The sequence below is a fragment of the Gemmobacter nectariphilus DSM 15620 genome (assembly GCF_000429765.1).
GTDB lineage: Bacteria > Pseudomonadota > Alphaproteobacteria > Rhodobacterales > Rhodobacteraceae > Wagnerdoeblera > Wagnerdoeblera nectariphila.
The window spans coordinates 136853-152009 of record NZ_AUCM01000005.1; the positions used below are offsets into that span (position 1 = coordinate 136853).

Sequence of the window (15157 nt, forward strand, 5' to 3'; positions counted from 1 at the left end):
GCGGCTGAGAAACCGGCCCCCAGGGCGCCCGGCGCCATTGCCCGGAACACGGTGGGACATGCCCCACCCCGGGACTGCAGGCGCCGGCCCCGAACCGCTCCCGGGCAGGAGGCCCCATGACACGCACGCGCGCCACGGCCATCGGATTTGTCGCCGTTCTGCTATGGTCCGTGCTGGCCCTGCTGACCGTGGCCACCGCGCCCGTGCCACCCTTCCTGCTGAACGCGCTGACCTTTGGCATCGGCGGGGCAGTGGGTGTGGTCTGGATCGCGGCCACCGGGGGGGCCGGGCGGCTCAAGGCGGTCTCGCCTGGCGTTCTGGCCTTTGGCATCGCCGGGCTGTTCGGCTATCACGCGCTTTACTTCAGCGCCTTGCGGCTGGCCCCCGCCGCCGAGGCCAGCCTGCTGGCCTATCTTTGGCCACTGTTCATCGTGCTGTTCTCGGGCCTGTTGCCGGGCGAGCATCTGCGGCGCGGCCATGTCATTGGCGCGCTGATCGCCTTTGCCGGGGCGGCGTTGATCGTCCTGTCGCGCGGGCGGGGCGAGATGGCGCCCGGCGCCGTAGCCGGGCTGGGGCTGGCCTTCCTTTGCGCGCTGACCTGGGCGGCCTATTCCGTCGGCTCGCGCCGCCTTGGCACCGCACCGACCGAGGCGGTCGCGCTGTTCTGCCTGGCCACGGCGCTGCTGTCGGTGCCGTTCCATCTGGCGCTGGAGGAAACGCTATGGCCGCAGGGCGCCGTCGGCTGGGCTGCCGTTGGCGCGCTGGGGCTGGGGCCGGTGGGGCTGGCGTTCTATGTCTGGGACATCGGGATGAAACGGGGCGACATCCAGTTGCTGGGCGTTGCCTCTTATGCCGCGCCGCTGCTGTCGACGCTGGCGCTGGTGATCGCTGGGGTTGCGGACCCGGCGCCTGCGTTGGCACTGGCCGCGGCGCTGATCGCCGGCGGCGCGCTGCTGGCGGCGCGGGCCGGTCAGGGATCGAACCGATAGCCGAAGCGGGCGATATCGGCGGCACACAACTGGCCGACCAGTGCCGCCGTCTCGTCATCATAATAGCCGCGCCAATCCTGCGCCCGGTCCGAGGCATTGGCCCGGGCCACGGGTGTCAGGCGAAAGCCCAGATGCGCCTCGAACGGGGCAAGGTCGCTGTCCAGATGCTCCAGCCGGGCGCACAGATCGCAACGTTCGGTGCCATCCGCCAGGCGCACCCATGCCGCACAGGACCAGCCCGCCATGGCCTGGCGCGTTGCACGGTCCAGCACAAAGGCGCGAAAATCGCTGCCCTTGGCCAGATGCACCGCCGGGTGATCGAACCGCTGGCCGCGCAGCCAGTGGTAATAGCTGACCATCCGGTCCCAGGGGTTGCGCACCAGCGTCAGAACGAACAGGCCCTGCGCCTCGTCCGGGCCCAGCACCCCGTCCAGATCGGCCAGGGTCGAATGCTTCCACAATCGCCCGCGCGGGGCCAGCCCGGCCAGCCGGCGCCGCCGTGCCCGCGCCTTGGGCGTGTCGCCGACGATCAGGTCATCCTTCATCGCCCGCGCCTCGAGCGCCAGCATAAGCGCGGTGCCCCCGGTCTTGGGCGCATGGACGAACAGATAGCGGCGCCCGCGCGACAGGATCATGCCGCCCTGCCCCGCCAGCCCATCGCTATGCCCGAGGCGATGATTATCACCATGCCCACGGCTGCCACCGGCCCGATGGTCTCGCCCCAGATCACCCAGGCCCACAGCGCCGAAAACGGCAGCACCACATATTCCAGCACCGAGACCCGGCTTGCCTCGGCCAGCTGATAGGCGCGCACCATCAGCCCGACCGCGACCAGCGAGCCAACCGCCTGCACGGCGGTCCAGAACAGCACCTCGGCCGAGGGAATGGCGGGGCCTCGGGTCAGGAAACCGGCGGCCCCCTGCGGCGCATCCGGGGCCAGCCACCACAGGCCGGCCAGCACGACCGCCGCCAGCACGCCCATCACCAGCATGTAGCTGACCACCAGCGTTGCCGCGCTTTCTCGCCCGCACCATTCGCGCGTCGCGATATTGGCCAGCGCATACAGCGCCCCGCCCGCCACCGGCACAAGCGAGGCCGGCCCCAGCGCCGCCGGATCGGGCGAGAGCACCATCACCACCCCGGCAAACCCGACCAGCGCCGCGACGATCCGCCAGGGCCCGATCCGGTGCCCATAGACCAGCCGCCCGATCAGCAGCACGAAGATCGGCGCGGTGAACAGCCCCGCCGCCGCCTGCGCCACCGACAGAAAGCCAAGGCTGCCGAAATAGATGAACAGCGCCACCGATTGCACCACCGCCCGCGCCAGCACCGCGCCCGGCGCCACGATCTTCAGCCGCGGCACAAAGGGCAGCGCCATGACCGCAGCGACAATCACCAGCACCATGCCCGAGCGCATTGCCTGAAACTGCCACAGCCCGGTGCCTTCGGCGATCACCCGGACATAATTGTCGATATAGCCGATCAGCGCCGCATAGATGACGATCGCCCCGGCGGCAGCCAGCGTGCGGTTGGAACGGTCGGCAGGGGTCATGTCAGCTCCGACGGGGACTTTCCCTTGCTGGCATATCCCGGCAATATGCCGCACCACAAGCACGCAACCGGGAGGCGCGGAATGGGTTGGCTGGCCGATGAATCGGGACTGGAGCGTAACAGGGCAAATCATGTGCCCCTGACCCCGCTATCCCATCTGGCCCGCGCCGCCGACATCTGGCCCAGCCACGAGGCGCTGGTCTATGGCACCATCCGGCGCAGCTATGCCGACTATCACGCCCGCGTCAGCCGGCTGGCCTCGGCCCTTGCCGCGCGCGGCGTGCGTCCGGGTGACGTGGTGGCCACGCTGATCCCCAACCTGCCCGCACAGGTCGAGGCCCATTTCGGCGTGCCCGCCTGCGGGGCGGTGCTGAACACGATCAACACCCGGCTCGATGTCGATACCGTCGCCTATATCTTCGATCATGGCGGGGCGCGGGTCGTTCTGGTCGACACCGCCTTCCTGCCGCTGGCCGAAGCTGCCTGCGCCGCGATGGAGGGAACGCCCCCCGAAATCATCGAGGTGGCCGATCCGCAGGCCGGCTTCCCCGCCACCGGACGGTTCCCGGAATACGAGGATCTGCTCGCCGCAGGCGATCCCGATTTCGCCTGGATCCTGCCGCAGGACGAATGGGAATCGCTGGCGCTGAACTATACCTCGGGCACGACGGGGCGGCCCAAGGGCGTGGTCTATCACCATCGCGGGGCCATGCTGTCGACCTATGGCCAGGTGGTCAGCTGGCGGATGCAACTGCACCCGCGCTATCTGACCATCGTGCCGCTGTTCCACTGCAACGGCTGGTGCCACGCCTGGATGATGCCGCTGCTGGCGGGCACGGTGATCTGCTGCCGCGACGTGACGGCCAAGGCGCTGTATTCCGCCTTTGCCGATGAAAAGGTCACGCATTTCGGCGGCGCGCCCATCGTGCTCAACACCATCATCCATGCCCGCGACGAGGACCGCAAACCCTTTGACCAGATCGTCGAGGTCTTCACCGCCGGCGCGCCCCCGCCTGCCGCGACGCTGGCCGCCATCGAGCCGCTGGGCTTTAACGTCACGCAGGTCTATGGCCTGACCGAAACCTATGGCCCCGATGTGGAATGCGTCTGGCAATCGGCCTTTCACGGGCTGCAAGGCGACGAACGCGCCGCCGTCAAGGCCCGCACCGGGGTCGCGATGCCCTTCATGGAACATGTCACCGTGCTGGGCGAAAACGACACTCCCGTCCCCCGCGACGGCACCAGCCTTGGCGAAATCGCGCATCGCGGCAATGGCGTGATGAAAGGCTATTACAAGAACCCCGAAGCGACGGCCGAGGCGTTCAAGGGCGGCTACTTCCGGTCAGGCGACATCGCCTTTCGCCACCCTGACGGCTACATCAAGATCGCCGACCGCGCCAAGGACATCATCATCTCGGGGGGCGAGAATGTCAGCTCGGTCGAGGTCGAAGGCGCCCTGATGCATCACCCCGCTGTCGCCCTGTGCGCCGTGGTCGCCAAGCCGGACGACAAATGGGGCGAGGTGCCCTGCGCCTTCGTCGAACTCAAAGAGGGCGCCAGCGCGACCGAGGCAGAGCTGATCGCCTTTGCCCGCACCCGCCTGGCCGGGTTCAAGACGCCAAAACAGGTGATCTTCTGCGACCTGCCGAAAACCTCGACCGGCAAGATCCAGAAGTTCGAACTGCGCAATCGCGTCAAGGCGCTGTAGCGCCGGGCAGAACGGCCCGGGCGCTGCGCCGATCGCCCGGCGCCCGGCCACATCGCGCCGCTTGTCGCAGGGGGCCACCAGCGTGCAGCCCCCCTGCCCCGCTCCTGCGGACACACCCCCGCGCGAGCCAAGCAATCAGGCCCTCGGGGCCCGCGCCCGATCCTCCTGCCCCCTGCCAAGACACATCTGCCTCGGCTTCATCTTTCCCCAAATACCCCGGGGTCCGGGGCAGCGCCCCGGCGGCCAGCCACACGGGCCAACACCAGCTCAGATCGCGCTGGAATGCCCAGCCTTGGACAGGTCATAGGCGTCGAACATCCGGGCAATGATGCGGGTCAGCGGCCGTCCCCGCTCGGGGATCGCCAGGCCGAAATCATCCAGTCGCACCATGTCGCCGAAATGGTCGGCAGCCGCACGGAACATCGCCTCCAGCGCCGCCTCGCTGATCGCGAAACGGTCCAGCAGCTCGGCCCGGCTGACGCGGAAATCGCACATCAGCGCCTCGATGATCCGGGCGCGCAGCAGATCTTCCCCCGCGAAGGTATGGCCCTTGCGGGTGGCGAACTGCCCGTCGCGGATCGACCTGGTGTAATCGCCGGTCGCCGGGGCGTTCTGCGCATAGCCTTGCGGAAAGCGCGAGATCGACGAGGCACCAAGCCCCACCAGGGCCTGCGCCTGATCGTCGGTATAGCCCTGAAAGTTGCGCCGCAGCGTGCCATTGGCCAGCGCACGCGCCAGCCCGTCATCGGGCCGGGCAAAATGGTCGATGCCGACCTCGACATAGCCGTCCCACAAGAACAGCTCGCGCGCGACCTCGAACAGCTTCAGCCGCTCTTGCGGGGTCGGCATGGCGTCCGACGGGATCATCTGCTGGCGCCGGCTCATCCATGGCACATGGGCATAGCCATAAAGCGCCACGCGGTCAGGCGACAGGCTTAGCAGTTTCTGCACCGAATCGGCGATCCGCTCGGGGTTTTGATGCGGCAGGCCGAACAGGATGTCGGCATTCAGGCTGTGCACCCCGCGGGCGCGAATCATGTCCACCGCAGCGCGGGTGATGTCATAGCTTTGCTCGCGCCCGATGGTCTGCTGGATCTCGGGGTCGAAATCCTGCACCCCGATCGAGGCCCGGTTCATCCCCGCCGCTGCCAGCGCATCCAGCCGCGTATCGTCAATCTCGTTCGGGTCGATCTCGACGGAAAACTCGCCGCCCTCGGCCATCGGCGTCACGGCAAAGACCGCCTCGGCCAATTCCGCGATCATGTCGGCATCCATCAGCGTGGGCGTGCCGCCCCCCCAATGCAGGCGCGACAGGCGCACCCCCGGGGCCAGATGGCGGGCGAACAGCGCCAGTTCCGCCTTGAGCGTCTCGACATAGGCGCGAACCGGGGCATCGCTGGTCGTGCCCTGGGTGCGGCAGGCGCAGAACCAGCACAACCTCCGGCAGAACGGCACATGCAGATAAAGCGAGATTTCCGAACCCGCCGGGATCTTTTCGATCCATTCGGCGAATTGCGCGGGGCCCGTCGTGGCATTGAAGTGCGGCGCCGTGGGATAACTGGTATACCGTGGCACCCGCGCGTCAAAAAGCCCGAGGCGCGTGAGTTGCGATTCCGTGTCCATTCGTGTAGCCTAATTGGCATGTTGGGCAGCGGCCTTGACCTAGATCAACAGCGATGGACGGTAGGGCCATGAAAGACACTCCCGGCACGTCTCACATATCTTGCGGTGATTGCCCGATCCGTCATCGCGCCGTTTGCGCCAGATGTGAAACCGACGAATTGGCGGCGCTGGAACGCATCAAGTATTATCGCAGCTATGAGGCTGGGCAGACGCTGATCTGGTCCGGCGACCGCATGGATTTCGTGGCATCCGTTGTCACCGGCATCGCCTCGCTGACCCAGACGCTGGAAGACGGGCGGCGCCAGATGGTCGGCCTGTTGCTGCCGTCGGATTTTGTCGGACGGCCAGGGCGGCCGAACGCCGCCTATGACGTGACGGCGACCACCGATCTGGTCATGTGCTGTTTCCGCAAGAAACCGTTCGAAGACCTGATGCTGCACACCCCGCACATTGCCCAGCGTCTGCTGGAAATGACCCTGGACGAGCTGGACGCCGCCCGCGAATGGATGCTGCTGCTGGGCCGCAAGACGGCGCGTGAAAAGATCGCAAGCCTGATGGCGATCATTGCCCGGCGCGATGCCAGCCTGCGCGCGAGGAACGCCCCCGGCCCGCTGACCTTCGATCTGCCGCTGACGCGCGAGGCGATGGCGGATTATCTGGGGCTGACGCTGGAAACGGTCAGCCGCCAGATCTCGGCCTTGCGCAAGGACGGGGTGATCGTGCTGGACGGCAAGCGCCATGTGATCGTGCCCGACATGTATCGCCTGCTGCAAGAGGCGGGCGATGACAGCGACGGCGGCATGATCGGGTAACGCCCCCGTCCGGCGCGGTGCGGGTTGGCGGTGTCGGACGGGGGGCCGTCTGCCCCCCGCCCCCCGAGGATACTTGCATCAAGGCGAAACGGGGCGCCGCGGGACGTCATGAGACGCCGGGGGCTGGAGCGCTGCAGGCGGGAATGGCGCGCGGCCGGAAATATCCCGTTCACAACCGCCGCGCCGTGTCGTAAGGCGGGAATATGCGGATACTCTTTCTTGGCGATGTGATGGGTCGCGCCGGTCGCGCGGCGGTGCAGGCACGGCTCAAGGGCCTGCGCGACGACTGGGCGCTGGATTTCGTGGTGGTCAATGGCGAAAACGCCTCGAGCGGGGCCGGCCTGACCGCCGCCCATGCCAAGGCGTTGCTGGAGGCGGGGGCCGATTGCCTGACGCTGGGCGATCATGCCTTCGATCAGAAGGACATGATGTCCTTCATCGAGCAAGAGCCCCGCATCATCCGACCGCTGAACTATGCCAAGCTGGCCCCCGGCAAGGGCGCGCGCCTGTTCACCGATGCGCGCGGGCGCAAGGTGCTGGTCACGCAGGTGCTGGGCCAGGTGTTCATGAAGCGGCCCTTTGACGACCCGTTTTCGGCCATCCAGCCGGTTTTGCAATCGCACCCGCTGGGCGGCATGGCGCAGGCGATCCTGGTTGACATGCACTGCGAGGCGACAAGCGAGAAGATGGCCATGGGCCATTGGTGCGACGGGCGGGCCAGCCTTGTGGTCGGCACTCATACCCATGTGCCGACCGCCGATACGATGATCCTGCCCGGCGGCACCGGCTATCAGACCGATGCGGGCATGTGCGGCGATTACAACTCGGTCATCGGGATGCAGAAGGAAGAGCCGATGCGCCGCTTCATCACCCAGATGCCGGGCGGCCGGTTCGAACCTGCGGGTGGCGAGGCCACATTGTCGGGCGTCTTTGTCGAAACCGATGACCGCACCGGCCGGGCCACGCGCATCCGCATGGTGCGCATCGGCGGCCGGCTGGAAGCTGCGGCCCCCTGACCGGCCCGCGCCGGGTTTGCCAAGGCGCTTGCACTGACCAAACGCCCCCTTGCAGGGCGGCTGACCGCCTGCGGCAGTCATGCCGCGATGCGGCGCTTGTTTTGCCCATAATCTCTGCTAGAAAGGTCGAGATTATTCCCCAAAGGCTACCATGTTTGGCATAGAATTCCCGCAGACAGTCCAGGGGCTCCTGGCCATCGGCATCGTGTTGACGATGCTGGTCATGTTCATCCGCGAAACCTATCCGGTCGAGGTTGTCGCCATCGGCGGCGCCGTGGCCATGCTGGTGCTGGGCATCCTGCCGCAGGCCGAGGGGCTGAAGGTCTTTGCCAACCAGGCGCCCTGGACCATCGCGGCGCTGTTCATCGTGGTGGGCGCGCTGGTACGGACCGGCGGGCTGGACTGGGTGTCGCGCCAGGCCTCGGCGCATGTCGAGCGGCGCCCGGTGCGCACCGTCGTGCTGCTGGCGCTGGTGGTTCTGGCGATGTCTGCCTTTGTCAACAATACGCCAGTCGTCGTCGTGATGATTCCGATCTTCATGCAGCTGGCGAAAAAGCTGTCGCTCTCGCCCTCCAAGGTGATGATCCCGCTCAGCTACCTGACCATCCTGGGCGGCACGGTCACGCTGCTGGGCACCTCGACCAACCTGCTGGTCGATGGTGTGGCGCGTCATGCGGGGCTGCCGGGCTTCAGCCTGTTCGAGATCACGCCGCTTGGCCTGATCGTCGCGGCCTGGGGGCTTGGCTACATCGCACTGTTCGCGCGCCGGCTGCTGCCCGACCGTGACAGCATGGCGGCGCTGCTGTCCGACAAGTCCAAGATGAAGTTCTTCACCGAAGTCGCCCTGCCCGAAGGGTCCACCCTGATCGGCAAGCGCCTGGACGAGGTGGACATCTTCAAGCGCGATACCGCGCGGGTGATCGACGTGCTGCGCGGCGATGCCTCGTTGCGGCGCGATCTGTCGGGCGTGGTGCTGGCCGAAGGCGACCGCGTGGTCCTGCGCACGCCAATGTCCGAGGTGCTGGGCCTGCAACAGAACAAGGACCTCAAGCTGGTCGACAAGCTGTCCTCGGTGCAGACCACCACGGTCGAGGTGCTGATCACCCCCGGCTGCCACATGATCGGGCGCTCGCTGGGGTCGCTGCGGTTGCGGCGGCGCTATGGCGTCTATCCGCTGGCCGTGCACCGGCGGAACCAGAACATCGGTCGCCAGATTGACGATCTGGTCGTGCAGGTGGGCGACACGCTGCTTCTGGAAGGCGCGCAGTCCGACATTCAGCGTCTGGCCGCCGAGATGAACATGGTCGATATCTCGCAGCCCTCGGAACGCGCCTATCGCCGTGGCCATGCGCCCATCGTGCTGGCGACGCTGGCGGCCATCGTGCTGCTGTCGGCCCTTGAGGTCGCGCCCATCATGGTGCTGTCGATCATCGGCGTGGCGGTGGTGCTGCTGACCCGCTGCATCGACGCGGACGAGGCCTTTGAATTCATCGAGGGGCGCCTGCTGGCGCTGATCTTCGGGATGCTGGCGGTTGGCGCGGGGCTGGAACAATCGGGCGCCGTGCGCATGATCGTCGAGGCGCTGGCCCCCTGGCTGGCCGACCTGCCGGCGCCCTTGCTGGTGCTGGCGGTCTATGTGCTGGCCTCGACCCTGACCGAGGTGGTGTCGAACAACGCCGTTGCGCTGATCGTGGCGCCCATCGCCATCGGCCTGTCGAAAACGCTGGGCATCGACCCGCGGCCCTTGCTGGTGACGGTGATGTTCGCCTCGTCCGCCGCCTTCTCGACGCCGATCGGCTATCAGACCAATACCTTGGTGTATGGCCCTGGCGGCTACAAGTTCACCGACTACCTGCGCATCGGCCTGCCGCTGAACATTTCGCTGGCTATTGTGGTATCTTTGACCGTCCCGCTGCTCTGGCCCTTCTAGGCCGGGGTTGCGGGCGACCTGCCCGCTGGATTATACGGACGCATTCACAGATCGTGCTTCCGGGGGAAGGTCATGGCAGGCCATTCGAAATGGGCGAACATCCAGCACCGCAAGGGCAAGCAGGATGCGATCCGCTCGAAAATGTTCTCGAAGCTGGCGAAGGAGATCACCGTCGCCGCCAAGATGGGCGATCCTGACCCCGACAAGAACCCGCGCCTGCGTCTGGCGGTCAAGGCGGCGAAGGCCGTCTCGATGCCCAAGGACGTGATCGACCGCGCGATCAAGAAATCGCAGATGGGCGATGCCTCGGATTATACCGAAATCCGGTATGAAGGGTATGGCGTGGGCGGCATTGCCGTGATCGTCGAGGCGATGACCGACAACCTGAACCGCACCGCCTCGAACGTGCGCAGCTATTTCACCAAATGCGGCGGCAACCTTGGCCAGACCGGCTCGGTGGCGCACAGCTTTGATCGGGTGGGGGAAATCACCTATCCGGCCTCGGTGGGCGATGCCGACACGGTGATGATGGCCGCGCTGGAAGCGGGCGCCGAGGATGTGGAGTCCGACGAGGATGGCCACTTCATCTATTGCCAGGTCGAGGATCTGTCGTCCGTCTCCGACGCGCTGGAAGCGGCGCTTGGCGAATCGACCGAATCCAAGCTGATCTGGCGTCCGCAAAGCCGCACCGAGGTGGATCTGGACACCGCGCAAAAGCTGATGCGCCTGGTCGAGATGCTGGAAGAGGATGACGACGTGCAGACCGTCACCCACAATTTCGACGTGCCCGAAGACGTCGCGGCTCAGCTCTGAGCCGCGATCATCATCGAACGGTTCAAGGGCGCCCCAGTGGCGCCCTTCTCGTTTGCCCCGATCCATGAAAAAGACCCGGCACCAAAGGTGCCGGGCCAGTCCGGGACGCTTGGGCGGGGCGGTTTATTCGCCGCCGCCAAGCCCGTGCACATAGACGGACACCGCGCGGATGTCGGCTTCCGACAGGCGGGTGTTCCAGTTCGGCATCACGCCGAACCGTGCGAACTTCACCGTATGGGTCAGCGAAGCCACGTCGCCGCCATAGAGCCAGATCGCATCGGTCAGGTTCGGCGCACCTTGCGCGCGGTCGCCCTTGCCATCGACGCCATGGCACGAGGTGCAGTTGTCGGCAAACAGCGTCGCACCAGCGGTCGCCGCAGCGGCATCGTGATCCTGGCCCGAGATCTGGCGGACGTATTGCACGACCTGACCGATTTCCTCGGCGGTGATCATCTCGCCGAATGCCGGCATCTGGCTATAGCGCGCCTCGTCATCGGTGGTGTTGCGGATGCCGTGGGTCACCGTGGTGTGGATCGCCTCGATATCGCCGCCCCACAGCCAGTCGTCGTCCAGAAGGTTCGGGTAGCCCAGCGATTGCACGCCGGCCGCGCCGGCGCCGTGGCACTGGGCGCACCAGGTCTTGAACACCGCCGCCCCGGCCTGGTTGGCAAATTGCACCAGTTCAGGGTTCGAGGTGATCTCGGTCAGCTCGGTTTCGACCAGCTTGGCGCGGATCGGGCCGTTCAGACCGGCAAAGCGATCAACCTCGGCGTTCAGCGCCTCGATCCGGTTATAGCCCAGCACGCCTTGTGTGGCACGGGTGATCATGGGCCAGGCCGGATAGGCGATGGAATAGACCAGCGCCCAGGCGATACAGGCGTAGAAGGTCCACAGCCACCAGCGCGGCATCGGGTTGTCGAATTCCTCGATCCCGTCCCAGCTGTGGCCGGTGGTTGGAACTTCCCCCGGTTTATGGTCAGTCTTCTTGGCGCTCATGTCCCTCACGCCTCCTTGTTTGCCGGGGCTCCGGCGCCTGCAGGCGCCGGGCGATCATCGTTGCGAAAGATCGAGTTGGCCGCCTCGCGGTGCACCTTGTTCGCGCCCGGACGGATGGCCCACACAAAGACCCCGATCAGGAACAGCACCATGAACAGCAGATGCCAGCTGTCCGCGAAGTTGCGCAGAAAGGCATAGGTTTCCGATCCCATGATACCCCCCTTAGCGCAGCGGGTCAGGCTGGAAGGTCGAGAAGTCGACCATCGTGCCCAGCACCTGGATATAGGCGATCAGCGCGTCGGCCTCGGTCACGCCCGGCTGGCCATCGAAGTTGCGCACGTTCACCTTGTCGCCATAGCGCGCGAACAGCCCTTCGGTATCGGCATCGGGGTCAGCCTGCGCGGCGAAGTCAGCCTGCGCTGCCTCGATCATCTCGCTGGTATAGGGCACGCCGAACACCGCATTCGTCTTCAGCGTATCCGCGATATGGGCGCCATCGATCGGCGTGCGGAACAGGAAGGCGTATTTCGGCATCACCGATTCCGGCACGACCGACTGCGGGTTGTGGAAGTGGTCGCGGTGCCATTCGTCGGAATAGCGGCCACCCACACGCGCCAGATCCGGGCCCGTGCGCTTGGACCCCCACTGGAACGGACGGTCATACATCGACTCGGCCGCCAGCGAGTAATGGCCATAGCGTTCGACCTCGTCCCGCATGGGGCGGATCATCTGGCTGTGGCACACATAGCAGCCTTCGCGGACATAGATGTCCTTGCCGGCCATTTCCAAGGGCGTGTAGGGGCGCACCCCTTCCACCTTCTCGATGGTGTTCTCGATGTAGAACAGCGGGACGATCTGGACCAGACCGCCGATGGTGACAACCAGGAAACTCAGCACCAGCAGAAGCGTGGCGTGCGTCTCGATGGCCTTGTGTTTGTCAAGGAAAGCCATTGCTCACACTCCGATCATTCTGCGGGGACGAAGTCGTTCGCGTTCACCGGCGATTTGGCCGGCTGGGCACGAACGGTCATCCAGAGGTTGTAGCACATGATGATGGCGCCGGTCAGGAACATCACGCCGCCCAGCATCCGCACGACATACATCGGGAACTTGGCGCTGACGGTGTCGGCAAACGCGTTCACGAGGAACCCGTTGGCATCGACTTCGCGCCACATCAGCCCTTCCATGATGCCCGTGACCCACATCGACGATGCGTAAAGCACGATCCCGATGGTGGCGAGCCAGAAGTGCCAGGACACCAGCGACAGCGAATACAGCCGCTCGCGGTTCCACAGCTTCGGCACCAGGAAGTAAAGCGCGCCGAAGGTGATCATGCCGTTCCAGCCAAGCGCGCCGGAATGGACGTGACCGATGGTCCAGTCGGTATAGTGCGACAGCGAGTTGACCGCCTTGATCGACATCATCGGGCCTTCAAAGGTCGACATGCCGTAAAAGCCCACCGCGATCACCATCATGCGGATCACCGGGTCGGTGCGCAGCTTGTCCCAGGCGCCCGACAGCGTCATCAGGCCATTGATCATGCCGCCCCAGCTGGGCATCCACAGCATGATCGAGAAGATCATCCCAAGGGTCGAGGCCCATTCCGGCAGCGCGGTATAGTGCAGATGGTGCGGACCGGCCCAGATATACAGGAAGATCAGCGCCCAGAAGTGGATGATCGACAGCTTGTAGCTGAAGACCGGACGTTCGGCCTGCTTGGGAATGAAGTAGTACATCATGCCCAGGAAGCCCGCGGTCAGGAAGAAGCCCACGGCGTTGTGGCCATACCACCACTGGATCATGGCGTCCTGCACACCGGCATAGGCCTGCACCGAGGCCGAGCCGAAGATCGACACCGGCAGCGCCGCGTTGTTCACGACGTGCAGCATGGCGATGGTGACGATGAACGACAGATAGAACCAGTTCGCAACGTAGATGTGCGGCTCCTTGCGCTTCCACAGCGTGCCAAGGAAGGCCAGCAGGAACGCCACCCAGACCACGGTGATCAGGATGTCGACGTGCCAGGGCATCTCGGCGTATTCCTTGCTCTGCGAGCCGCCAAAGACATAGCTGGTCGCCGCCAGGACGATGATCAGCTGCCAGCCCCAGAACACGAACCAGCCAAGCCCGCCACCCCACAGCCGCGCGGCCGTGGTGCGCTGGACGACGTAGAAGGCCGTCGCGATCAGCGCGTTGCCACCAAAGGCGAAGATCACCGCCGAGGTGTGCAGCGGCCGCAGGCGCCCGAAGTTCAGGTAGGGCTGCGCCCAGTCGAAGTTCAGCGACGGGAACGCAAGCTGCGCCGCCACCCAGACCCCGACCAGAAAGCCCACCACACCCCAGAACGCGGTCGCGATGACCCCGGCGCGCACCACGCCGTCAAAATATTCGTTCTGCGAAATGGCCGGCTTTGCCTCGCCGATGCCCCGCACGGTCCAGATGAACGTGGCGGCTGCAGCGAGCATTACGACCAGTGCGTTGACCAGATAGGCCTCGTCGCGCGCATAGTTGGCTGCGATCGCGGCAAGCACCGCGATCACGCCAAGCGCGACCAGTTTTATGTAATCCCACATGTTGCGTCCCTTCGTCTTGTCGTCCGGCACGAGTCGCGCCCTGCCGGATCTTATACGACATGTTCGGTCATGGCTGCGCTGCGGCGAATATGCCTTGATCCATGTCAATCTCGGCCGTCAGCTTCCGCCAGCTTGGTCCATCGCGCAACATGATGTTGATCCGTATCAAGGTTCAGGGTGGAAATGCGGCCTAGCCTGTGGCCACATGAACAGGACCAGGCGCCATGTGCGCCGCAATCAAGGAGGCACTCATGGCCTGCAAGACCTTGCTATCCGTAGTTACCGAACAGGGACCCGATGGTCCTGGACTGGCGGCGCTGGATACCGCCATTGCGCTTGCGCGCCGCGAGGACGCCCACCTGGACGTGCTGGTGCTGGGAATCGACCAGACCCAGTATGGCTATTTCAGCGCCGGCGCCGGCGTTGCCATGGTGCAAGAGACGCTGGCACAGGCCATGGCTGCCGCCGAAGAACTTGAGGCAAAGGTGCGCCAGCGCCTTGCCGCCGAGGAAATCCGCTGGGCCGTCGATCGCGCCGTTGCCCAGCTGGGCGGGGTGCCGCCGCTGGTCGCGCATCGTGCCCGGTTCAGCGATCTGGTGGTGCAAAGCCGTCCCTATGGCCCCGGCCGGTCGGCCACTGACGAGGCCGTCGTCGAGGCAGCGATGTTCGACGGGCAGGCCCCGGTTCTGGTGATGCCCGATGGCATGATCGACCCGCCGGCCTTTGACCGGGTGGTCATCGCCTGGAACCAGTCGCCCGAGGCGATGGCCGCGATCCGCCGAGCCTTGCCGCTGCTGCAACGTGCCTCGATGGTGGACATCACCATCATCGACCCGCCGGCCCATGGGCCGGAACGCTCGGACCCGGGCGGGATGCTCAGCCAGTGGCTCTCGCGCCATGAGGTGCGGGCCGAGGTTTCGGTTCTGGCACGCACGCTGCCGCGCGTGTCCGACGTGCTGGCCCGCCATATCCGCGACCGCGATGCCGATCTGCTGGTGATGGGCGCCTATGGCCATTCCCGCTTCCGCGAGGCGATCCTGGGTGGCGCTACGCGCGACATGCTGGAAAATACCGATATTCCGGTGCTGCTGGCCCGCTGATCGGTAAGATGAGACAACAGAAAAGCCCCGGCCGACTGGCCGGGGC

At 65.8% G+C, this 15157-nt stretch carries 14 protein-coding genes; 7 read left to right on the top strand and 7 right to left on the bottom strand.

Features of this window, described 5'->3' with window-relative positions:
* The first annotated feature begins 116 nt into the window (after positions 1-116).
* A complete protein-coding gene (yddG, locus tag G481_RS0105645; RefSeq protein WP_028029158.1) occupies positions 117-989 on the top strand; it encodes an aromatic amino acid exporter YddG in 873 nt (290 codons plus the stop codon).
* Here the strand turns inward: yddG and G481_RS0105650 are convergent.
* Together G481_RS0105650 and G481_RS0105655 are read right to left on the bottom strand one after the other, a co-directional pair.
* Entirely contained in the window at positions 971-1624 is a 654-nt protein-coding gene (locus G481_RS0105650) for a sulfotransferase family 2 domain-containing protein (protein ID WP_028029159.1), read from the bottom strand. The genes yddG and G481_RS0105650 overlap by 19 nt on opposite strands.
* On the bottom strand, positions 1621-2541 hold the full coding sequence (locus tag G481_RS0105655) for a DMT family transporter (protein ID WP_028029160.1): 921 nt from the start codon (positions 2539-2541) through the stop codon (positions 1621-1623). The genes G481_RS0105650 and G481_RS0105655 overlap by 4 nt, the downstream gene beginning before the upstream one ends.
* A gap of 81 nt (positions 2542-2622) precedes the next feature.
* Here G481_RS0105655 and G481_RS0105660 point away from each other — a divergent pair, with 81 nt between their 5' ends.
* Positions 2623-4248, top strand: a complete 1626-nt coding sequence (locus tag G481_RS0105660) for an AMP-binding protein (protein WP_028029161.1) — start codon at positions 2623-2625, stop codon at positions 4246-4248.
* Between the two features lie 267 nt (positions 4249-4515).
* On the opposite strand, the gene hemN is transcribed toward G481_RS0105660, so the two are convergent.
* A complete protein-coding gene (gene hemN / locus G481_RS0105665; RefSeq protein WP_028029162.1) occupies positions 4516-5871 on the bottom strand; it encodes an oxygen-independent coproporphyrinogen III oxidase in 1356 nt (451 codons plus the stop codon).
* Between the two features lie 68 nt (positions 5872-5939).
* Between hemN and fnrL the strand changes: the two genes are divergently transcribed.
* From fnrL to G481_RS0105685, 4 genes are all read left to right on the top strand, one after another.
* Positions 5940-6683: a transcriptional regulator FnrL gene (gene fnrL / locus G481_RS0105670; RefSeq protein ID WP_028029163.1), complete on the top strand. Its 744-nt coding sequence runs from the start codon at positions 5940-5942 to the stop codon at positions 6681-6683.
* 203 nt (positions 6684-6886) lie between these two features.
* Positions 6887-7699, top strand: a complete 813-nt coding sequence (locus G481_RS0105675; RefSeq protein ID WP_028029164.1) for a TIGR00282 family metallophosphoesterase — start codon at positions 6887-6889, stop codon at positions 7697-7699.
* A gap of 151 nt (positions 7700-7850) precedes the next feature.
* Positions 7851-9629, top strand: a complete 1779-nt coding sequence (locus tag G481_RS0105680; RefSeq protein ID WP_028029165.1) for an SLC13 family permease — start codon at positions 7851-7853, stop codon at positions 9627-9629.
* A gap of 72 nt (positions 9630-9701) precedes the next feature.
* Positions 9702-10442, top strand: coding sequence for a YebC/PmpR family DNA-binding transcriptional regulator (locus G481_RS0105685; protein WP_028029166.1), 741 nt, complete (start codon positions 9702-9704; stop codon positions 10440-10442).
* 123 nt (positions 10443-10565) lie between these two features.
* Here the strand turns inward: G481_RS0105685 and ccoP are convergent, their stop codons facing one another.
* Genes ccoP through ccoN form a run of 4 tightly spaced genes read right to left on the bottom strand, consistent with a single transcriptional unit; the run spans position 10566 to position 14011 of the window.
* Complete coding sequence (gene ccoP, locus G481_RS0105690; RefSeq protein ID WP_028029167.1) at positions 10566-11438, bottom strand: cytochrome-c oxidase, cbb3-type subunit III; 873 nt, start codon at positions 11436-11438, stop codon at positions 10566-10568.
* Between the two features lie 5 nt (positions 11439-11443).
* Positions 11444-11650: a cbb3-type cytochrome c oxidase subunit 3 gene (locus G481_RS0105695; RefSeq protein WP_028029168.1), complete on the bottom strand. Its 207-nt coding sequence runs from the start codon at positions 11648-11650 to the stop codon at positions 11444-11446.
* 10 nt (positions 11651-11660) lie between these two features.
* Positions 11661-12389 carry a cytochrome-c oxidase, cbb3-type subunit II gene (gene ccoO, locus G481_RS0105700; RefSeq protein WP_028029169.1) on the bottom strand — a complete coding sequence of 243 codons (729 nt, stop codon included), beginning with the start codon at positions 12387-12389 and terminating at the stop codon, positions 11661-11663.
* Between the two features lie 14 nt (positions 12390-12403).
* Positions 12404-14011 carry a cytochrome-c oxidase, cbb3-type subunit I gene (gene ccoN / locus G481_RS0105705; RefSeq protein WP_028029170.1) on the bottom strand — a complete coding sequence of 536 codons (1608 nt, stop codon included), beginning with the start codon at positions 14009-14011 and terminating at the stop codon, positions 12404-12406.
* Positions 14012-14262: 251 nt separating this feature from the next.
* Between ccoN and G481_RS0105710 the strand changes: the two genes are divergently transcribed.
* On the top strand, positions 14263-15111 hold the full coding sequence (locus G481_RS0105710; RefSeq protein ID WP_028029171.1) for a universal stress protein: 849 nt from the start codon (positions 14263-14265) through the stop codon (positions 15109-15111).
* The last annotated feature ends 46 nt before the right edge of the window (positions 15112-15157 follow it).

What these genes read in the sequence shown, in the direction of transcription:
- G481_RS0105650 (WP_028029159.1), bottom strand. Translation starts at nt 1,624, where the DNA reads ATGATCCTGTCGCGCGGGCGCCGCTATCTGTTCGTCCATGCGCCCAAG.
- G481_RS0105660 (WP_028029161.1), top strand. Translation starts at nt 2,623, where the DNA reads ATGGGTTGGCTGGCCGATGAATCGGGACTGGAGCGTAACAGGGCAAAT.
- ccoP (WP_028029167.1), bottom strand. Translation starts at nt 11,438, where the DNA reads ATGAGCGCCAAGAAGACTGACCATAAACCGGGGGAAGTTCCAACCACC.
- G481_RS0105685 (WP_028029166.1), top strand. Translation starts at nt 9,702, where the DNA reads ATGGCAGGCCATTCGAAATGGGCGAACATCCAGCACCGCAAGGGCAAG.
- G481_RS0105680 (WP_028029165.1), top strand. Translation starts at nt 7,851, where the DNA reads ATGTTTGGCATAGAATTCCCGCAGACAGTCCAGGGGCTCCTGGCCATC.
- G481_RS0105695 (WP_028029168.1), bottom strand. Translation starts at nt 11,650, where the DNA reads ATGGGATCGGAAACCTATGCCTTTCTGCGCAACTTCGCGGACAGCTGG.
- fnrL (WP_028029163.1), top strand. Translation starts at nt 5,940, where the DNA reads ATGAAAGACACTCCCGGCACGTCTCACATATCTTGCGGTGATTGCCCG.
- ccoO (WP_028029169.1), bottom strand. Translation starts at nt 12,389, where the DNA reads ATGGCTTTCCTTGACAAACACAAGGCCATCGAGACGCACGCCACGCTT.
- G481_RS0105675 (WP_028029164.1), top strand. Translation starts at nt 6,887, where the DNA reads ATGCGGATACTCTTTCTTGGCGATGTGATGGGTCGCGCCGGTCGCGCG.
- G481_RS0105710 (WP_028029171.1), top strand. Translation starts at nt 14,263, where the DNA reads ATGGCCTGCAAGACCTTGCTATCCGTAGTTACCGAACAGGGACCCGAT.
- hemN (WP_028029162.1), bottom strand. Translation starts at nt 5,871, where the DNA reads ATGGACACGGAATCGCAACTCACGCGCCTCGGGCTTTTTGACGCGCGG.
- G481_RS0105655 (WP_028029160.1), bottom strand. Translation starts at nt 2,541, where the DNA reads ATGACCCCTGCCGACCGTTCCAACCGCACGCTGGCTGCCGCCGGGGCG.
- yddG (WP_028029158.1), top strand. Translation starts at nt 117, where the DNA reads ATGACACGCACGCGCGCCACGGCCATCGGATTTGTCGCCGTTCTGCTA.
- ccoN (WP_028029170.1), bottom strand. Translation starts at nt 14,011, where the DNA reads ATGTGGGATTACATAAAACTGGTCGCGCTTGGCGTGATCGCGGTGCTT.